Source organism: Pseudomonas sp. AB39(2026) (assembly GCF_059831485.1).
This window is the reverse complement of the sequence record NZ_CP195212.1, coordinates 4,135,577-4,153,029: the sequence shown is the minus strand read 5'-3', so window position 1 is coordinate 4,153,029 and position 17,453 is coordinate 4,135,577. Positions and strand designations below refer to the sequence as shown.

Sequence of the window (17,453 nt, the reverse complement as noted above, 5' to 3'; positions counted from 1 at the left end):
GTTCATTCCCGGGCTGCGCCCGGTCTAACCGGTGTGGGAGCTGGCGCAGCCTGCGAACCGGCGGACAACTTCCCGGGCTACGCCCGGTCCAACAGACAGCGCATGGCATACCCCTTGTGGGAGCTGGCGCAGCCTGCGAACAGGGGCTTAATAAGGTGCCTGGCTTGGACAATGCGGCCCATGAAGCCCTGAAGCCGCGATCAGAGCCTGAGTGTAGGGGTGTTCGGGCGCGGTGAATACCTGTTGCGCCGGGCCCTGTTCTACGACCCGGCCGTTGTGTATCACCAGCACATCATGGGCCAGCGCGCGCACCACAGCCAGGTCGTGGCTGATGAACAGGTACGTCAGGCCACGCCGCTGCTGAAGTGAACGCAACAGCTCCACCACCTGCTTCTGCACAGTGCGGTCCAGGGCGGACGTGGGCTCGTCCAGCAGTATCAGGCTCGGCTCCAGCACCAGTGCCCGCGCAATAGCGATGCGCTGGCGCTGGCCGCCGGAAAACTCATGGGGGTAACGGTGCCGGCTTTCAGGGTCAAGGCCCACCTCCCCCAGCACGCGGATCACCGCGGCCTCGCGTTCAGCAGCCGTTCCAATGTTATGGGTCAACAACCCCTCGGCAATGATCTGCTCCACAGACAAGCGCGGGCTGAGGCTGCCGAAGGGGTCTTGAAACACCACCTGCATGTGCTGGCGCAAGCGGCGCATGGCCTGAGGGGGCTGCAGGGTCATTTGCACCGTGCCAAAGCGTACGCTGCCTTCGCAATCCACCAGGCGCAAAATGGCCTGGCCCAAGGTGGACTTTCCCGACCCGGACTCACCCACAATCCCCAGCGTTCTGCCTTTAAGCAAGTCAAAACTCACCCCATCCACCGCCTTGATGTACTCACGGCGGCGGCTGAACAGCGGCGTAGGCAAGGGAAACCATACACGCAACTCGTCCACCGTCAGCACAGGGTGCTCAAACGTGACCGGCACCGGTTGCCCGTTGGGCTCAGCCTCGATCAACAACCGGCTGTACAGGTGCTGAGGGTTGGCAAACAGCTGCCCGGTATCGCCCTCCTCCACAATGTTGCCCTGGCGCATGACGTACACCCGCTGGGCAATCTGCTTCACCAGGTTGAGATCATGGCTGATCAGCAGCAAGGCCATGCCCAGGCGTGCCTGCAGGCTGCGCAGCAGTTCCAGTATCTGCTGCTGCACAGTCACGTCCAACGCGGTGGTGGGTTCGTCGGCAATCAACAGGTCAGGCTCGTTGGCCAGTGCCATGGCAATCATGACACGCTGGCGTTGCCCGCCAGACAACTGGTGCGGGTAGGCCTTCAACCGTTGGACGGGGTCGCGCACCCCTACCAGCTCAAGCAATTCCAGCACCCTGGCTCGAGCGGCCTGGCGGCCAAGCCCCTTGTGCAGGGCCAGCACCTCCCCGATCTGTTTTTCCACCGTGTGCAGCGGGTTAAGGGATGTCATGGGTTCCTGGAAAATCATAGCCACCCGGTTGCCGCGCAAGGTACGCAAGTGGCTGGGGCTGGCGCTGACCAGGTCCTGCCCGTCGAACAGGATCTGCCCGTGCGTGCGTACATTGGCCCCTGGCAGCAGCCGCAGGATTGAGTGCGCGGTGACGGACTTGCCCGAACCGGATTCCCCCACCAGTGCCACACACTCACCCCGGTTGATGGTCAGGCTTACCCCATGCACCACGCTACGGTCCCCAAAGGCAACGTGCAGGTCACGAATGGCCACCAAGGGAAGGGAAGCCTCAGTGCCTTGGGTCAAATGCGTCACGGCATGCCTCTCCAATAAATACCAGCAGTGACAGAATCAGGGCCAGCACACAGAACGCCGTCAGCCCGAGCCAGGGCGCCTGAAGGTTCTGTTTGGCCTCACCCACCAGTTCCCCGAGCGAGGCCGTGCCAGCGGGCATGCCAAAGCCGAGAAAATCCAGGGCCGTGAGGGTGGAAATGGCGCCGGTCACAATGAACGGCAGGTAGGTCAAGGTGCTGGTCATGGCATTTGGCAGGATGTGCCTTAGCATCAGTGCGCTGTCGGTCAGGCCCAAGGCCCGGGCCGCCTTCACGTACTCCAGGTTGCGCCCGCGCAAGAACTCGGCCCGCACCACATCCACCAGCCCTAGCCACGAAAACAGCGCCATGGTCCCTAGCAGCCACCAGAAACTGGGTGCCACGAACCCTGAGAGAATGATCAGCAGGTACAGTACTGGCAGGCCTGACCAGATCTCCTGCAAGCGCTGGCCGATCAGGTCTGTCAGCCCCCCGTAGTAGCCCTGCATGGCCCCGGCGAACACGCCGATCAAGGTGCTGATCAAGGTCAGCAACAAGGCAAAGGCAATGGACACCCGCGCGCCGTACAGGGCCCGGGCCAGTACGTCACGGGCCTGCGCATCGGTACCGAGCCAGTTCTGAGCGGTGGGCGGGCTGGGTGACGGGGCGGTCAGGTCCCAGTTCACAGACTCGGGGCCATAAGGAATGGGTGGGAACAGCATCCACCCCTGCCTGCTGGCAATCAGGTCTCGCACGTACTGGCTGGTGTAGTCCGGCTCGAAGGGCAGCTCACCACCAAAATCGGTTTCCTGATAAGCCTTGAGGATGGGGAAATACCATTGGCCATTGACGCTCACCAGTAACGGCTTGTCATTGGCGATCCAGTCTGCGCATAGGCACAGGGCAAGCACGCCCACGAACAGCCACAGGGACCACCAGCCACGGCGATTCGCCTTGAACGCTTGCAGGCGGCGCCTGCCCAGAGGCGACAGTGTGAACATTCAGGCAGCCCTCTTGGAAAAATCGATCCGGGGGTCCACCAGCGTGTAGCAAATGTCCCCTACCAGCTTGATCAACAGGCCGAACAAGGTGAACAGGAACAGGGTGCCGAACACCACCGGGTAGTCCCGGGAGACCGCCGCGTCGTAGCTCATGCGGCCTATGCCATCAAGGTTGAAAAGCGTTTCGATCAGCAGCGAGCCTGCGAAGAACACATCGATCAGGGCCTGGGGAATGCCTGCCAGCACCAGCAGCATGGCATTGCGAAACACATGACCATACAGCAGCCGCTGCTCCGTCAGGCCCTTGGCCCGCGCCGTGGTCACGTACTGGCGGCTGATTTCGTTAAGGAAGCTGTTTTTGGTCATGATGGTGAGGGTGGCAAACCCGCCAATCACCAAGGCGCTCACCGGGAGCACCAGGTGCCAGGCATAGTCGACCACCTTGCCGGCCAATGACAGCTGCTCGAAGCCCTCGGACACCAACCCCTGCACCGGGAACCAACTGAGGTAACTGCCCCCGGCAAACACCACAATCAGCAGAATGGCGAACAGGAACGCAGGCATCGCATAGCCAATAATGATTGCCGTGCTGGTCCAAACATCGAAGCGGGTGCCATGCAGTACCGCCTTGCGAATGCCCAGGGGAATGGACACCAGGTAAGTGATCAGCGTGGCCCATAGCCCTAGCGACAAGGTAGTGGGCAGCTTTTGCGCAATCAGCTCGGTCACCGGCGCGCCCCTGAAAAAGCTGTTGCCGAAATCCAGCTGGGCATAATGCGTAAGCATCAGCCACAGGCGCTCGTGCATGGGCTTGTCGAACCCGTAATGCCGCTTGATTTCCTCGATCAAGGCTGGGTCCAGGCCTTGGCTGGCGCGGCTACCGCTACCACCGGCCATCTCGCCACCGCCGCCACCGACGCCTTGCTTGCCGGCCCCTTGCAGGCGGGCAATGGCCTGGTCCACCGGCCCACCTGGTGCTGCCTGAACGATCACGAAATTCACGACCAGAATGCACAACAACGTGGGAATGATGAGCAACAGGCGACGGAGAATGTAACGCGGCATCTCAGGAGCCCTCCGGGTGGGACAGCAGTGCGCTCATCTGCGCGTTGGTGAGAGCGGTAGCGCTGACCTGCCACCAGGTGTCCAGGCCCACGTCGTAGCTGGGGGGCTGCTTGGGCATGCCGAAGCGGTTGAGGTACACCGTCGGTGTGCCTTCGCTGTAATAGTTCTGAATGGCGTAGTAGCCCCATTGCAACACCCGGTCCAGCGCCCGGGCATGGTGCACCATGCTGCTGCGTGTATCGGCCTGCACCAGGCCGTCGATCAGCGCATCTATAGCGGGGTTCTTCAGCACCATGAAGTTGGAGCTGCCGGGCTGGTTGGCGCTGGCTGATCCGTAGAGGTTGTACAGCTCGCGGCCAGGCGAAATAAGCGGATCACCACTGCGCGGGAAGGTCACGACAATCATGTCGTAGTCCCGAGCGTTCATCAGGTTGTTGTATTGGCCACCGTCGATTCGGCGCATTTCCAGATCGATACCAATCTGCGCCAGTGTTCGCTTCATGGGCAGCACCAGGCGATCAAAGCCCCCCTGCCCGTCCAGGAAAGTGAACTTCAGTTGCTCACCCGCCGCATTCACCAGCCGGTTATGGTCCGGATGCCACCCGGCTTCAGCCAGTAGCGCAAGGGCTTTGAGCTGCTTGTCGCGGATGTAACCGCTGCCGTCCGTGGTGGGTGACTGGTACACCTGGTTGAATACCTCATCTGGCACCTGGCCCCGCAAAGGTTCGAGAATGGCCAGTTCCTCAGCGTCCGGCAGCTGCGTGGCGGCCATGTCGCTTTTGGGGAAGTAACTGCTCTGGCGCCGGTAGAACCCGCGCATCATGTGCTGGTTGGCCCAGTCGAAATCCCATAGCAGCGTCAGCGCCTGGCGCACCCGGCGGTCCTGGAACACGGGCCGCTGCAGGTTGAACACAAACCCTTGCGCCGCCACTGGCCTGGGCTTGGCCAGGATGGCCCGTTGCAGGCGGCCGTCTGCCAAGGCCGGGCTGTTGTAGCCCACCACATACCCGCTGGAGGAAAACTCGCGGTTGTAATCGAATGCCTGGGCCTGCAACAGTTGGCGGGCCACTTCGGTGTCACCGTAGAAATTTATGGTCAAGGTATCGAAGTTATAAAGGCCGCGGCTGACGGGCAGGTCCTTGGCCCACCAGTCCTTGACGCGTTCGAAGGTGATGCTGCGGCCTGGGTCCACCTTGCCGATGCGGTAGGGCCCACTGCCCAGCGGCGGCTTGAAGCCACCGCCACCGGCGAAGTTCTCATGTGCCCAGTAGTGCTCAGGCAGCACCCGCAGGGAGGCAAGGTCTAGAGGTAGGGTTCGGTTCAGGTTGTTTTTGAAGTCAAAGCGCACCTGGCGCGGGCCTTCCACCACCACCGCCTGTACGTCTGCATAAAGCAGCCGATAGCTCAGGCTGGCCTGGGTCGTCAGGGCATTGAAGGTGTATGCCACATCCTGGGCGGTAATGGGTGTGCCATCGTGGAAGCGCGCACGGGGGTCCAGGTAGAAACGCACCCAGAGGCCAGCAGGGTCGTGCTCCATTTTCTCGGCCACCAGGCCATAGACTGTATAAGGCTCGTCCAGGGAGCGGTAGGCCAGGGGTGAATACAACCACGTGTCCACCTGAACCACGCCCGTGCCCTGGTCGCTGGAAGGCATGATGTAGGTGAAGGCGGAAATCTCTTCGGCCGCACGGGTCAGCGACCCACCCTTAGGCGCGACCGGGTTCACATAATCGAAATGCTGGAAATCAGGGGGGTATTTAGGGGGCTCGCCATAGACGGTCATCGCGGTCACGGGCGCCGCTTGGGCGCTCGATACCACCAGGTACAGCGCCGCCGCCAGCAGCAGGCGGGGCACAACAGCAGCAAACAGTGGCATCACGACAACGTCCTCGAACGCAAACCCTTGAAGCCCGAAAAAAGCCCCTGGCGCCAGGCCAGGGGTGCGATCCGCAAACCATCGAACGGGCCGGAGCGCAGCCCGTGACGGGTGGTTCAGAAGTGGTAGGTCGCCCTGGCAAACAGGGTGCGGCCCAGCGGGTCGGTGTAGCGCGGGTCGTAGCCACTCTGGAAGGTGTAGTTCTGGTTGGAGAACGGCGGGTCGCGGTCAAGAATGTTCTTCACGCCCAGGTCCACGTCCAGCACCTTGCTGAAGGTGTAGCCAGCGGCCAGGTCCCAGAGCATGTAAGACGCGACACGGTCGTTAGTGGTGCGGTCATAGTCGTTGTAGCCAGAGGTATAGCGGTTGGTGATCGAAGCCCTTGCCGCGCCGTAGGTCCAGGAGCCGGTGATGTTGTGTTTCCAGCGAGCGGCTACGCCGTAGCCTTGGAAGTCACCCACACGGTCGATGTAACTGCCACCAATGGTTTGCTGGTAGTCATAACGGCTGACGTAGGTGCCTTGCAGGTCCAGGCCGAACTGGCCAAATGGGGTAGCTGGGAAGCGGTAGTTCAGGCTGACGTCCACGCCACTGGTTTTCAGGTTGCCCAGGTTGGCCAGGCCCGTCACGATGTGGTCGATGGACCCGTCCGCTGCACGGATGATCCGGTTGCTGTACAGGTCTGGGTTGGCAAACACTTCGGACTCGGGAAACTCTTCGATCTGCCCCGCGATCTTGATCCACCAGAAGTCCAGGCCCATGGACAGGTTGCGCACGGGTTGGTACACGAAGCCCGCCGTCACGTTGCGAGCGGTTTCGGGCTTGAGGTCCTGGTTACCGCCTGTGTTGTTGAGGAACTGCTGGTTGCAATCGCGGCCGCCGTTGCCGCCAGGCTGCAGCACGCCCCCGGTACACAGGCGCGGGTCGTTGTAGTTGCCCTGGCTGAAAGTGGTGTAGGTGGGGTTGTTCAGCTCATACAACGATGGTGCGCGGAACCCTTCGCTGTACGCACCCCGCACCACCAGTTCCTTGAAAGGCTGGAAGCGGAACGAATACTTAGGGTTGGTGCTGCTGCCAAAGTCGCTGTACTTGTCGTGGCGCACGGCCGCCGACAGTTCCAGGGTGTCCAGCACCGGCACGTTGATTTCGGCGTACTGGGCGCTGATGCTGCGGTCGCCCGCCACCGAGCTGTTGGGGTCTACGCCCAGGCTGGACAGGTCGCCAGCAAAGTCGTCCACGGTTTCGTGGAATTTCTCCTTGCGGTATTCCCCGCCCAGTGCCAGCCCGACTGGGCCTGCACCGAACCAGTCACCGATTTCCCGGGTCACCTTACCGTCCACTACCCCTACACGGCCGGTAGAAACGGCGTAGGTGCCATGGTAGGTGTTGGCATCGATAAAGGCCTGGCCGGCGTCACTCTGCGGCCCGAAGGGGTTTAGCAAGCCGGCGTCCAGCCCGGCGATCATCGCCGCATCGCTCACGTAACCACTGGTGACCTTGTTGTAGACCTGGTTCTGGTTGTAACCAGCACCTACGTTGTAGTCCCAGCCAGCCACCGTGCCGTCGAAGGTCAGCTGGAAGCGCTGGCTGGTGTTCTGGTCCTTGGACTCGCGGTCACCGGCAGCGGCCTCACGCCAATTCACACCTACGGGCTGGGTAGGGTCCAGTGCAAAGTTGTTGGGCAGTGGCGTGATGCCGTTGCCAGGGTAGTAGGGAGAACTGGGCGACAGGCTCAGCCCGGTCAGGGGCGCTGGCCCAACACTGACGCCGTTGTTGTTGCGCGACCAGAAGTAATCCAGGCTCACATTATGGTCGTCCGCCAACTTGCCGGTCGCCTTGCCGAAGAACGACGTGGCTTCGGTCTGAGGCAGCAGGTACACCGAGTTGCGGGTGCTGTAGCGGCATACGCCGTCGCTGGCGATCTGGTTGGGCCCGCTGCAGGCTGGCCCCAAGGGGTTGGAAGCAAAGCCATTCTGGCTGTAGTTGCTAGGGAAGGACGTGCCTGAGGTGTTGTCCAGGCCACGGTTGGGTACGTAGTCCCTGTCGAACCCACGGTCATTGGCATCCAGGTTCTGCTGGGTGCGGTAATTGAGTACACCCATCACGTTGAAACGGTCCTGCTCGAGGTCGCCGTAGCCCCAACTGCCGCTGATGTCCTTGCTGCCCCCGCCGCCATCCTGGGTAGGCGTTTCACCGCCTAGGGTCAGGGTGCCATCGGTCAGGGACTTTTTGGTGATGAAGTTGATTACGCCCCCAATGGCGTCTGTGCCATACAGTGCCGAAGCGCCATCACGCAGTACTTCCACGCGGTCGATGGCGGCGAACGGAATCATGTTCAGGTCGACCGCCCCGCCCTGGGAGGTGGTACCTGCCATGGCGTTGTTGGCCAGGCGGCGGCCGTTGAGCAGCACCAGGGTCTTGTTGGCGCCGATACCGCGCATGTCGGCGAAGCTGGCCCCACCGGTGGCTGAACCTACCGAGCCTGCGGAGTTATTGATGGAGTTGCTGCCAGTTACCCGTTGCATCAGCTCGGCGGTAGTGGTCACACCCTGCTTTTCCAGGTCGGCGGTGCGCAGGATAGTGATGGGCACGGCCGTCTCAGCGTCCACCCGGCGAATGGCCGAGCCGGTCACTTCCACCTTTTGCAGTTGCGTGGTCACCGGCGCCGGTGCAATCACGGCCGCTTGCGCGCTGTTGGTTTCTTCAGTGCTGTCAGCGGCATAAGCGCCGCTCATGCCCATGGCCATCATGTACACAGGCACCATGCGATGTCGCTGCAGGGTGGCAACCAGAGGCTTGAGGGTGAAGCCGGGAAAACTCATCAACATGGTCACTTCCGATTGTTCTCAGGCGTTGATTGAAAGGGCGCGGTAAGCCCTGTGTGCTCCGGATGGGTTGTGCCTGCCCCGGAAAACTCCTTTCTTCATGCAAGCCGCACCCCTGCAAAGCCGAAATGGCTTCGCACAGGGTTCACAGCCGGGTTCTAACGGGTGGTCATAACCGAAATTTTCGTAATGCCCGAGCGCTCGATAGACGCCATGGCCTTGGCGACCTGGCCATAGTTCACGTTGGTGTCAGCCTGCAGCTGCACGCGCACCTCCGGGTCCTTGGCCTTGACGTCCTGCAGGCTTTGCTCAAGGGCCTCGGGCGCCACTTCAGCCTTGGCCAGGAAGAACTTGCCGTCCTGGTCCACGCTGACCACCACCGGATCTTTCTTCTGGGCCGGGGCCACGGCATCGGTCTTGGGCAGGTTCACCTTGATGGCATTGGTCATCAGGGGCGCGGTGACAATGAACACCACCAGCAGCACCAGCATCACGTCCACCAGCGGGGTGACGTTCATTTCACTGAGCACTTCATCGCTGTCTTGTGTGGAAAAGGACATGTCAGCTCGCCTCCCGCACGCTGTGGGCGTGCTTGTGGGCGATGGGTTCGCGGGTTACCGCGAAGGCGCTGCGCTGGGCCAAACTGTCGAAGTCGTGGGCGAAGTCGTCCATGTCGGCTAGGGCAAGCTTGAGGCGGCGCAGGAAGAAGTTGTAGATGAGGACTGCGGGCACTGCGACGGCAATCCCCACCCCCGTAGCGATCAGGGCATGGCCGATGGGGCCAGCGACGGTTTCCAGGCTGGCCGAGCCGCTGGCGCCGATGCTCTGCAGTGCCTCCATGATGCCCCACACCGTGCCGAACAGGCCGATAAAGGGCGAGGTGCTGCCGATACTGGCCAATATGGCCTGGCCTGCTTCAAGGGCGCGGCGCTCGCGCTGGATCTGCTGGCGCAGGTTGCGCTCCAGCCGGTCCTGACGGTTGATAGTGTGGGCCAGTTGCTGGGCAGTACGCGGCGCTTCATCAACGGCCATGGCTTCAAAGCCGCTGTTGGCGATGCGGGCCAGCGAGCCGGGGTATTGGCTGGAATGCTCGGCCGCGGTCAGCAGGTCGGGCGCTGACCAGAACGCTTTGCTGAATTGCCGGTTCTGGGATTTGAGCCGCAGGTACTGGGCCGCCTTGATAAGCAGCAGCCCCCAGCTGAGCACCGAGAAGAACACCAGCGCCCAAAGGACACCTGGGACAATCATTGCAGACAGTGATGCGTTCATGGCTACACCTCGTAAATCCAGAATGTGTTGTATGCGTGCCTTATTGCGGCAACTTGAAATCAATGGTTTGGGTGGCGAAGCCGTCGATAGGGGTGTCACCGCGTTTGGCCGGAATGAATTTCCAGCCCCGCACGGCCGCCACAGCGGCTTCATCCAGTTGCGGCTTGCCGCTTGAGCGCGTGACCTCCACCGTCCCGGCACGGCCGCTGGCCAATACCTGAATCCGTAGCACCACCGTGCCTTCCCAGTTGCGCCTCAATGCCAGCGAGGGGTACTCCGGGGGCGGGTTGCCTAAACTCGCCAGGCCCGATACCGCTGCGGTTTCCTTAACTGGGGCCGGTGCAGCCGGTGCAGGGGGCGCGGGTTTCGGGCTTGGCGGGGCCGGCGGCGCGGCTGGCGCCACCGGCGCAGGCGCAGGCGGCGTGGGCGGCGTGGGCGGCGTGGGCTTTTTCACCGGTTGCGGCTTGGGCACAGGCTTAGGCTTCTCAACCTTCTTTTCCACAGGCTTAGGCGCAGGCTTCACGGCATCCGGGTCTTCTTCGGGTGCCGGAGGTGGCGGGGGCGGTGGAGGTGGTGGCGGCGGCGGTGGCTCCGGCGGTGGAGGCTCTGGCGTAGGGGGTGTAGGGCTACTGAGTTCTACGGTCATTTCGGGCACCTGGGGCGCCACATCGGGCAGGGGCGCCTTGTGGTGCTGCACCAGCCACCAGATACCGCCATGAATCAACAGCGACACTGCTACCAACAGCACGACATGCTGTTTCTTCAGGGTGCCAGGGTTTGATGTATTGGCTTTATATACAAGTCCTGGCAATACCGAAGCAGGTGCTGCGGCCACTGCCAAGTGGGGCGATTGCTTCTTTACCGCATCATTCATCGAAGCTCCCTCAGCTATATGAAGGGCAATAAAAACCCGCTCGCACCTTTTATTCAGGTTCGAGTATTCACAACGTTATTGATGCCTTAGCAACCGCAGTACTTTGCGGCCTGTACTACGTTAGCCACATCGCTCAGGCAACGTTTATATAACTAGGGTGTTGATCGCATGTCGTTTCCCTGACCCTGAATGTAATCATTAGCTACAACAGTTTTACCGTATCGATACAGAGCAACCCTTGTGCCAGAAACCTCGAAACAGAGCGTTCCGTGCCTATTAGATGAATCAATGTCGCGATTCTGTACGTTCTGCTTTTGCCAAGGCAAAGGGATGCGGCAACATGCTTTAAAGCACATTGAACACCTGTTCGAGAGGCAACAGAACCCTACGAGCCGGTAATAACCCTAATGCCGGATCTTGTTCTGAAACCCTGCGCTGTTATTTCGCACCCTATTGATACAAGAGCATCCAAATGGTGCAAATATATTTATCGCTTCATTTAATTACTTCCCCTACCCAATGGTTATATAGCCGTGACATGAAGCTACACGGCGACGCACTAAACAGGCGATTCGAACAGGCTTGAAAGGCCTGGCATCGAACCGTGTTTTGGCATGTTGTCATTGAGGGAAAACAGGATAGGTAGAGTGGTGAGAAGGCGGCAGCCCTAGAACAGCACGGTGAGGGCTGCTCGGGCCAAGGCTTGGCTGGCGCCAGGTGGAAGGAAGAAACAACATGCAGGCTTCGGGCATTGAATGGTTTCCTTTATAACAAGGCCTGCTTTTGGCAGGTTTCTGCACCTGGAATGAACAGGATGGCTGCTCGCTGACGGCAAGTGGTGCGAAAGGCCCGGATAAAAAGCCCGCGACTTACCGTTGCCTTGCATAAGGAAGATTTGTGCCAAAGTTGGCATATTCGTACCAAATTGGATGCATTGGGGGGTCACAGTGCTGTGGTGCTGCTCAGGAACGCTGCAGCCGCTGAACATTTTGCAGGGCTCGGCACTCCATTATGGGCCTGAACCTGCACCACGCCGGGTGGCAACCTGCCCTGCCCTTTTCAAGAGGTAACCTTCGATGAGCGACGACTTCCACTACTATGAGCCTTCCAAAGGGCATGGCCTGCCCCATGACCCGTTCAACGCCATCGTAGGGCCGCGCCCCATTGGCTGGGTGTCTTCGCGCAGTGCCGAAGGTGTCCTTAACCTGGCGCCCTACAGCTTTTTCAACGCGTTCAACTACGTCCCGCCTATCATCGGTTTTGCCAGCACTGGGCGAAAAGACAGCCTGAACAATATCGAGGCCACGGGTGAGTTTGCCTGGAACCTGGCAACGTTCGACCTGGCCGAGCAGATGAACCAGAGCTGTGCAGCCGTGGGCCCGGAGGTCAACGAGTTTGAACTCAGTGGCTTGGCAACGGTGCCGTCCAGGGTTATCGGTGTGCCTCGGGTGGCCGCAACGCCGGTATCGTTCGAATGCAAACTGACCCAGATCCTGCAACTGCAGGGTGCGAACGGAGATAGGGTGCCCACGTGGCTGGTGCTGGGCGAAGTAGTAGCGGTGCACATTCGCCGGGACTTACTAAAGGACGGTATATACGACACGGCAGCAGCGCGCCCGATACTGCGGGGCGGCGGGCCGGCAGACTATTTCGAGCTGGGGAAGCTGTTCAAGATGACGCGGCCGGCTAACTGATCAACCGGCGCGGCGCAGTTGAAGCTCGGTAAAACAGGTGGCGCCTGGGAGAAAGTCGATCTGCATGATCAGGTAATGGCCGATCAAGTCGGCGAACAGGTCGGCTACAGTCTCGGCCAGCCAGTCGCCCATGGCATTATCATCGGCCCAGGTCATGTCCAGGTGCCACAAGCGGGTATCGGCAAGGTCACGTTGCACCACAATGGAGAGGCAACCTTCCAGTGGTCGCGTCGCGCTCACCAGGCCGGCAAGGCGCTCACCTACCTGGCTGGAACGCCCTGGCCAAGCACGAAGGGCGACGCTATGGCTGATAAAAGGCTGTTGAGTCATGGTAGTGCTCCCTGGTATCGGCATGGCTGATGATTTCAAGGTTACGGCTTTACCCGCACAGGCCGTTATCTTGATCCTATGAGTGACTTGCCTGATCCTGCCAGGCCGCCAGCCTCGCCGTTTTGCAGGATCAGGCAAGCCGATGGCAGGAATGGCCTACCTTCACCCCACACCAACGCCTAGGCTATACGCTAGGAATTACGTCCGGAGCCGCTGTAATGACCTCTTTCGAAGCAGGCCCTGCCGCCCCCTGCCCGTCTCAGGAACGGCAACGGGCCGAACTGGCCGACATCATTCGCCGGCACACGCAGGAAGTGCCGATGTGCGAGAGCGCTGTGCCCGGCCTGCACCTGGTGCGCTATCACAGCCGCACGCCCTCATTGCCCGCCCTCGCGCAACCAGCGCTCTGTGTACTGGCCCATGGCAGCAAAGAGGTGAGTTTGGGCGAAGAGCGCTACGTCTATGACCCGCTGAACTTCATGGTGGTCTCGGTGGCGATGCCCATCAGCGGGCGTATTCTGGAGGCCACCGAAGAAGACCCTAGTCTGTCACTGCGACTGGACATCGACCCTGCCCAGATCACAGCCCTGATTGCCGACGCCGGGCCATTGAGCGTGCCCGCCCGGCCTACAGGGCGGGGCCTATACGTGGACCGGCTATGCCCAGACCTGCTGGACGCACTGCTACGCCTGGCGCGGTTGCTGGATGCCCCCCGCGATCTGGCGGTGCTGGCGCCATTGATTCGCCGAGAGGTGCTCTACCGTTTGCTGCGCAGCCCCCAAGGGCACCGCCTATATGAAATCGTACAGGCCAATAGTCAGACCCATCGAGTCACCCAGGCCATTGAGTGGCTCAATGGCAATTACGGTGAGCCCTTGCGCATCGAGGCGTTGGCTCGCCGCGTGAACCTGAGCGCTTCTACCTTGCACCACCGGTTCAAAGCCGTAACGTCCATGAGCCCCTTGCAGTATCAAAAGCAGCTACGGCTGCAGGAAGCACGCCGGTTGATGTTCAACGAGGGCTTGGACGCCTCCGTGGCCAGCTACCGTGTGGGCTACGAAAGCCCTTCGCAATTCAGCCGCGAATACAGCCGGCTGTTCGGTGCGCCGCCCAGCCGTGACGTGGCCCGGCTCAAGCAGGTCCCCATCAGTACAACCGCTTAAACTTACCCAACCCGCTGGCGTCATACAGGAGGTAAGCGCCTTCCTGCCTTATCCGTGCGAGCATTCTGACCCCCTTGTGAATACCACCAGCCCTTCCGCGCCGGCGCTACGGGATGTGCTCATCGCCTTGATGAGCGCCATTTTTTTGGGTGCCCTCGACCAGACCATCGTTGCCGTGTCCATGCCTGCCATTTCGGCACAGTTTTCCGATGTGGGGCTGCTGGCGTGGGTGATCTCGGGCTACATGGTCGCCATGACCATTGCCACCCCGGTGTACGGCAAACTGGGTGACCTGTATGGCCGCCGCCGTATGATCCTGATTGGCATGGGGGTGTTTACCGTGGCGTCCGCGCTCTGTGCCATGGCCCAGAGCATGGAGCAGCTGGTGCTGGCACGCGTGCTTCAAGGCGTCGGTGCCGGCGGCATGGTGTCGGTGAGCCAAGCCATCATTGGTGACGTAGTGCCACCCCGTGAGCGCGGCCGCTATCAGGGGTATTTCAGCAGCATGTACGCCGCTGCCAGCGTGGCCGGCCCCGTGGCGGGCGGCTTGATGACGGAGTACCTGTCATGGCGCTGGGTGTTCTGGCTGAACCTACCGCTGGGCATCGCGGCCTGGCTGTTCATTCGCCATACGTTGGCGGGCTTGCAAACGCCTCAGCGCAAGGCCCGTATCGACTACGTAGGTACTTTGCTGATGATCGTCGGCTTGGGAGGGCTGCTGCTGGCCATCACCGATGTGGGCCAGGGTTACAGCTGGCATAGCACGCAAGTGCTGGGGCTGTTCGCGATGGGGGTGCTGGCCTTGGCCGTTTTCGTGTGGCATGAAGGGCGGTGTGTAGAGCCCTTGTTACCGCTGCGCCTGTTTGCCGACCGCTGTGCCGTTTTGTGCTGGTGTACGGTCTTTTTCACCAGCTTCCAGGCTATCGCCATGTCTGCACTGGCGCCCTTACGTTTTCAGAGCGTGACCGGCGGCACAGCAGACGCCGCAGCCTTGTTTCTACTGCCCCTGGCGTTCGGCTTGCCCATTGGGGCCTTCTTCGGCGGGCGCCATACCGCACGCAGCGGGCGCTTCAAACCGGTCATTCTTGCAGGGGCTTTGTTAGTGCCGATAAGCGTGCTAGGCATGGCCTTTACGCCTCTGGCCAACCTGTGGTTGAGTTGCGTATTCATGCTGCTCACAGGTATAGGCTGCGGCCTTCAGTTCCCCACGTCGCTGGTGGGCGCGCAGAACGCAGCCCAGCCTGGCGACATTGGCGTCAATACCAGTACTACCAACCTGTTCCGTTCGTTAGGTGGCGCAGTGGGGGTAGCCTTGATGTCGGCGTTGCTGCTGGCATTGCTGGGAAGCAGCCCAGGCACCGGCGGGCTGGCACAGGAGGGGCATGGCAACCTGTTGCTGAACGCCTTGGCGGCGGCGAATGCACAAGGCGGCGGTGGGCGCGTGCAATTGGCCGAAGGGTTTACCCAGTTGTTTTGTATCAGTGCAGCTTTTTCACTGCTGGGGCTGGTTGCAGCCCTGGCTATGCCAAACCGGCTATTGCGCGGCCGTACCTGAGGGCCAGTCGCCTTTAAGCAGCGCGGGGCTGAAGCGAAGCATGTCCATAATGCAGGCCACAAGCCGCGGCGCTTCTTCATCCAGGCGCTGGCTGTCGGGTACAAGCAACCACAGGGCAAGGTGGCCATCGATAAAGGCATGCATGGCCAGGGCCGCGCGGCGCGTATCAAGGTTGGCAGGCAACTGGTTGCGATTCACGGCATTGCGCAACGTGCATTCGATACGCTCGTCGCACTCGGCAGTGACCCTGGCGCGCTGTTGGCGCAGGTCGCACATTTCGTTGGTGAACTCGCATTTGTGAAACAGGATCTCGTTAATGCGCCGCGTCTTGGGGTCGAGGGAAACGCCTTGAAACAGTTTAATCAACAATGCCTGCATGCAACCCAATGGATCGGGCTCATCCTCGCTTTCACTGGCACGGGCCAAATCTTCCAAGGGCTCGCTAAGGCTGTCGAGCAAGGCTTGGAGCACATCCGCCTTGTTGCTGAAGTGCCAGTAGATCGCGCCGCGTGTGACGCCAGCCCGGGTGGCAATGTCAGCCAAGGTCGTGTTGGCCACGCCACGCTCATAAAACGCATGCTCGGCAGCTTCCACAATCTGTTGGCGGGTTTCCAGCGCTTCTTCTTTTGTACGGCGAACCATGGCAGTGACCTCACAAGGTACTCCGCCAAAGGCGAAGCGAGCCGGCGCTTTTATTATGGGAGCGTGCCCGGCCAGTGAACGTTTATGCAGCAGATGAAGGCAAATGGCCTATTTACAAACAGCCGCGAACGTAAGTATATTCGTTAGTAAGCTATTTATCTAGATGTTACAAACCCTTCCTTCCATTACTCTTGAGCGTCTTCCGCGTTCCGCCCCGAGGATCTTCATGCACTTCAAGCCAGCTGTTACCGCCCTGGTATCCGCCATTGCCCTGGCCACCTTGCTCAGTGGCTGCGAGAAGCAAGAGGCAGCCCCTCCCGCTCCCCAGGCCCCTCAGGTCGGCGTGGTCACGCTACAGCCACAAAGCGTTACCCTTACCAACGAACTGCCCGGCCGTACCAGTGCGTACCGCATGGCAGAGGTTCGCCCACAAGTGGACGGCATCATTCTCAAGCGCCTGTTCCAGGAAGGCGGCGACGTGAAGGCCGGCCAGCAGCTGTACCAGATCGACCCGTCGGTGTACGAAGCCACCCAGGCCAACGCACAGGCCAGTGTCGAGCAGTACCGCTCCCTTACAGGCCGCTACAAGCAATTGATTGATGAACAAGCGGTCAGCCGGCAGGAATACGACACGGCGCGGGCGCAGCAGCTGCAAGCCGAGGCCACGCTCAAGAGTGCACAGATCAACCTGCGCTACACCAAGGTGTTGGCGCCGATTTCAGGGCGTATCAGCCGTTCGGCCGTGACCGAAGGCGCATTGGTCACCAATGGCCAGACCATGGCCTTGGCGACCATTTCCCAGCTGGACCCTATCTACGTGGACGTCACCCAGTCCACTTCGGACATGCTCAAGCTGCGCCGTGCCCTGGAAAGTGGCCAACTGCAGAAGGCCGGTGCCAATTCGGCCAAAGCCCAGCTCAAGCTAGAGGACGGTACGGTCTATGGCCAGGAAGGCAAGCTGGAGTTCTCGGAGGTGTCGGTGGATGAAACCACAGGTTCGGTGACGTTGCGGGCCGTATTCCCTAACCCGGATCACACCTTGCTGCCTGGCATGTTCGTGCATGCTGAGCTGATGGCCGGTGTGGCTCAGGCCGCAATCCTCGCGCCACAGCGCGGCGTGACCCGTGACCTCAAAGGCACCCCGACTGCCTTGGTAGTGGGTGCGGACAACAAGGTTGAACAGCGCACCTTGAAAACCAGCCGCACCGTTGGTGACAGCTGGCTGATCGAAGACGGCCTGAAAGCGGGCGACAAACTGATCGTCGATGGTTTGCAGTACGTAAAACCTGGCGCTGAAGTGAAGCCGCATGAAGCAAAAGCCGATGTACCCGCTGCCCCAGCCCCTGCTGGCAATGCTGCCGGTGGCGAGAAGGAATAAACC

At 60.9% G+C, this 17,453-nt stretch carries 14 protein-coding genes; 4 read left to right on the top strand and 10 right to left on the bottom strand.

Annotated elements, in window-relative coordinates; all coding sequences use genetic code 11:
• Positions 1 to 147: 147 nt before the first annotated feature.
• The 8 genes from ACSAMW_RS19050 to ACSAMW_RS19015 all read right to left on the bottom strand — a co-directional run bounded on the left by ACSAMW_RS19050 (position 148) and on the right by ACSAMW_RS19015 (position 10,688).
• Positions 148 to 1,782 (bottom strand): ABC transporter ATP-binding protein, encoded by a 1,635-nt coding sequence (locus ACSAMW_RS19050; protein ID WP_500591612.1) that lies wholly within the window; start codon positions 1,780 to 1,782, stop codon positions 148 to 150.
• Positions 1,757 to 2,779 carry an ABC transporter permease gene (locus ACSAMW_RS19045; RefSeq protein WP_500591611.1) on the bottom strand — a complete coding sequence of 341 codons (1,023 nt, stop codon included), beginning with the start codon at positions 2,777 to 2,779 and terminating at the stop codon, positions 1,757 to 1,759. Before ACSAMW_RS19045 ends, ACSAMW_RS19050 begins: the two co-directional genes overlap by 26 nt.
• Positions 2,780 to 3,844, bottom strand: coding sequence for a microcin C ABC transporter permease YejB (locus tag ACSAMW_RS19040; RefSeq protein ID WP_500591610.1), 1,065 nt, complete (start codon positions 3,842 to 3,844; stop codon positions 2,780 to 2,782).
• A 1-nt stretch (position 3,845) separates the two neighbouring features.
• Positions 3,846 to 5,720: an extracellular solute-binding protein gene (locus ACSAMW_RS19035; RefSeq protein WP_500594079.1), complete on the bottom strand. Its 1,875-nt coding sequence runs from the start codon at positions 5,718 to 5,720 to the stop codon at positions 3,846 to 3,848.
• Between the two features lie 116 nt (positions 5,721 to 5,836).
• Positions 5,837 to 8,548 (bottom strand): TonB-dependent receptor, encoded by a 2,712-nt coding sequence (locus ACSAMW_RS19030; protein WP_500591609.1) that lies wholly within the window; start codon positions 8,546 to 8,548, stop codon positions 5,837 to 5,839.
• Between the two features lie 155 nt (positions 8,549 to 8,703).
• Positions 8,704 to 9,105 carry an ExbD/TolR family protein gene (locus ACSAMW_RS19025; protein WP_500591608.1) on the bottom strand — a complete coding sequence of 134 codons (402 nt, stop codon included), beginning with the start codon at positions 9,103 to 9,105 and terminating at the stop codon, positions 8,704 to 8,706.
• 1 nt (position 9,106) lies between these two features.
• The gene (locus ACSAMW_RS19020) at positions 9,107 to 9,814 is read right to left on the bottom strand and encodes a MotA/TolQ/ExbB proton channel family protein (protein WP_500591607.1); all 708 of its coding nucleotides are present in this window, start codon (positions 9,812 to 9,814) and stop codon (positions 9,107 to 9,109) included.
• A 40-nt stretch (positions 9,815 to 9,854) separates the two neighbouring features.
• A complete protein-coding gene (locus tag ACSAMW_RS19015) occupies positions 9,855 to 10,688 on the bottom strand; it encodes an energy transducer TonB (protein ID WP_500591606.1) in 834 nt (277 codons plus the stop codon).
• Between the two features lie 1,076 nt (positions 10,689 to 11,764).
• Here ACSAMW_RS19015 and ACSAMW_RS19010 point away from each other — a divergent pair.
• Positions 11,765 to 12,382 carry a flavin reductase family protein gene (locus ACSAMW_RS19010; protein ID WP_500591605.1) on the top strand — a complete coding sequence of 206 codons (618 nt, stop codon included), beginning with the start codon at positions 11,765 to 11,767 and terminating at the stop codon, positions 12,380 to 12,382.
• Here ACSAMW_RS19010 and ACSAMW_RS19005 read toward each other — a convergent pair whose 3' ends face one another.
• A complete protein-coding gene (locus ACSAMW_RS19005) occupies positions 12,383 to 12,712 on the bottom strand; it encodes an antibiotic biosynthesis monooxygenase family protein (RefSeq protein ID WP_500591604.1) in 330 nt (109 codons plus the stop codon).
• 218 nt (positions 12,713 to 12,930) lie between these two features.
• Here ACSAMW_RS19005 and ACSAMW_RS19000 point away from each other — a divergent pair, with 218 nt between their 5' ends.
• Together ACSAMW_RS19000 and ACSAMW_RS18995 are read left to right on the top strand one after the other, a co-directional pair.
• The gene (locus ACSAMW_RS19000; protein WP_500591603.1) at positions 12,931 to 13,875 is read left to right on the top strand and encodes an AraC family transcriptional regulator; all 945 of its coding nucleotides are present in this window, start codon (positions 12,931 to 12,933) and stop codon (positions 13,873 to 13,875) included.
• A gap of 130 nt (positions 13,876 to 14,005) precedes the next feature.
• Complete coding sequence (locus ACSAMW_RS18995; protein ID WP_500594078.1) at positions 14,006 to 15,430, top strand: MDR family MFS transporter; 1,425 nt, start codon at positions 14,006 to 14,008, stop codon at positions 15,428 to 15,430.
• On the opposite strand, the gene ACSAMW_RS18990 is transcribed toward ACSAMW_RS18995, so the two are convergent.
• Positions 15,410 to 16,072: a TetR family transcriptional regulator gene (locus tag ACSAMW_RS18990; RefSeq protein WP_500591602.1), complete on the bottom strand. Its 663-nt coding sequence runs from the start codon at positions 16,070 to 16,072 to the stop codon at positions 15,410 to 15,412. The two genes, ACSAMW_RS18995 and ACSAMW_RS18990, sit on opposite strands and share 21 nt — an antisense overlap.
• Before the next feature lie 226 nt (positions 16,073 to 16,298).
• Here ACSAMW_RS18990 and ACSAMW_RS18985 point away from each other — a divergent pair, with 226 nt between their 5' ends.
• Positions 16,299 to 17,450: an efflux RND transporter periplasmic adaptor subunit gene (locus ACSAMW_RS18985; RefSeq protein ID WP_500591601.1), complete on the top strand. Its 1,152-nt coding sequence runs from the start codon at positions 16,299 to 16,301 to the stop codon at positions 17,448 to 17,450.
• Positions 17,451 to 17,453: the final 3 nt, after the last annotated feature.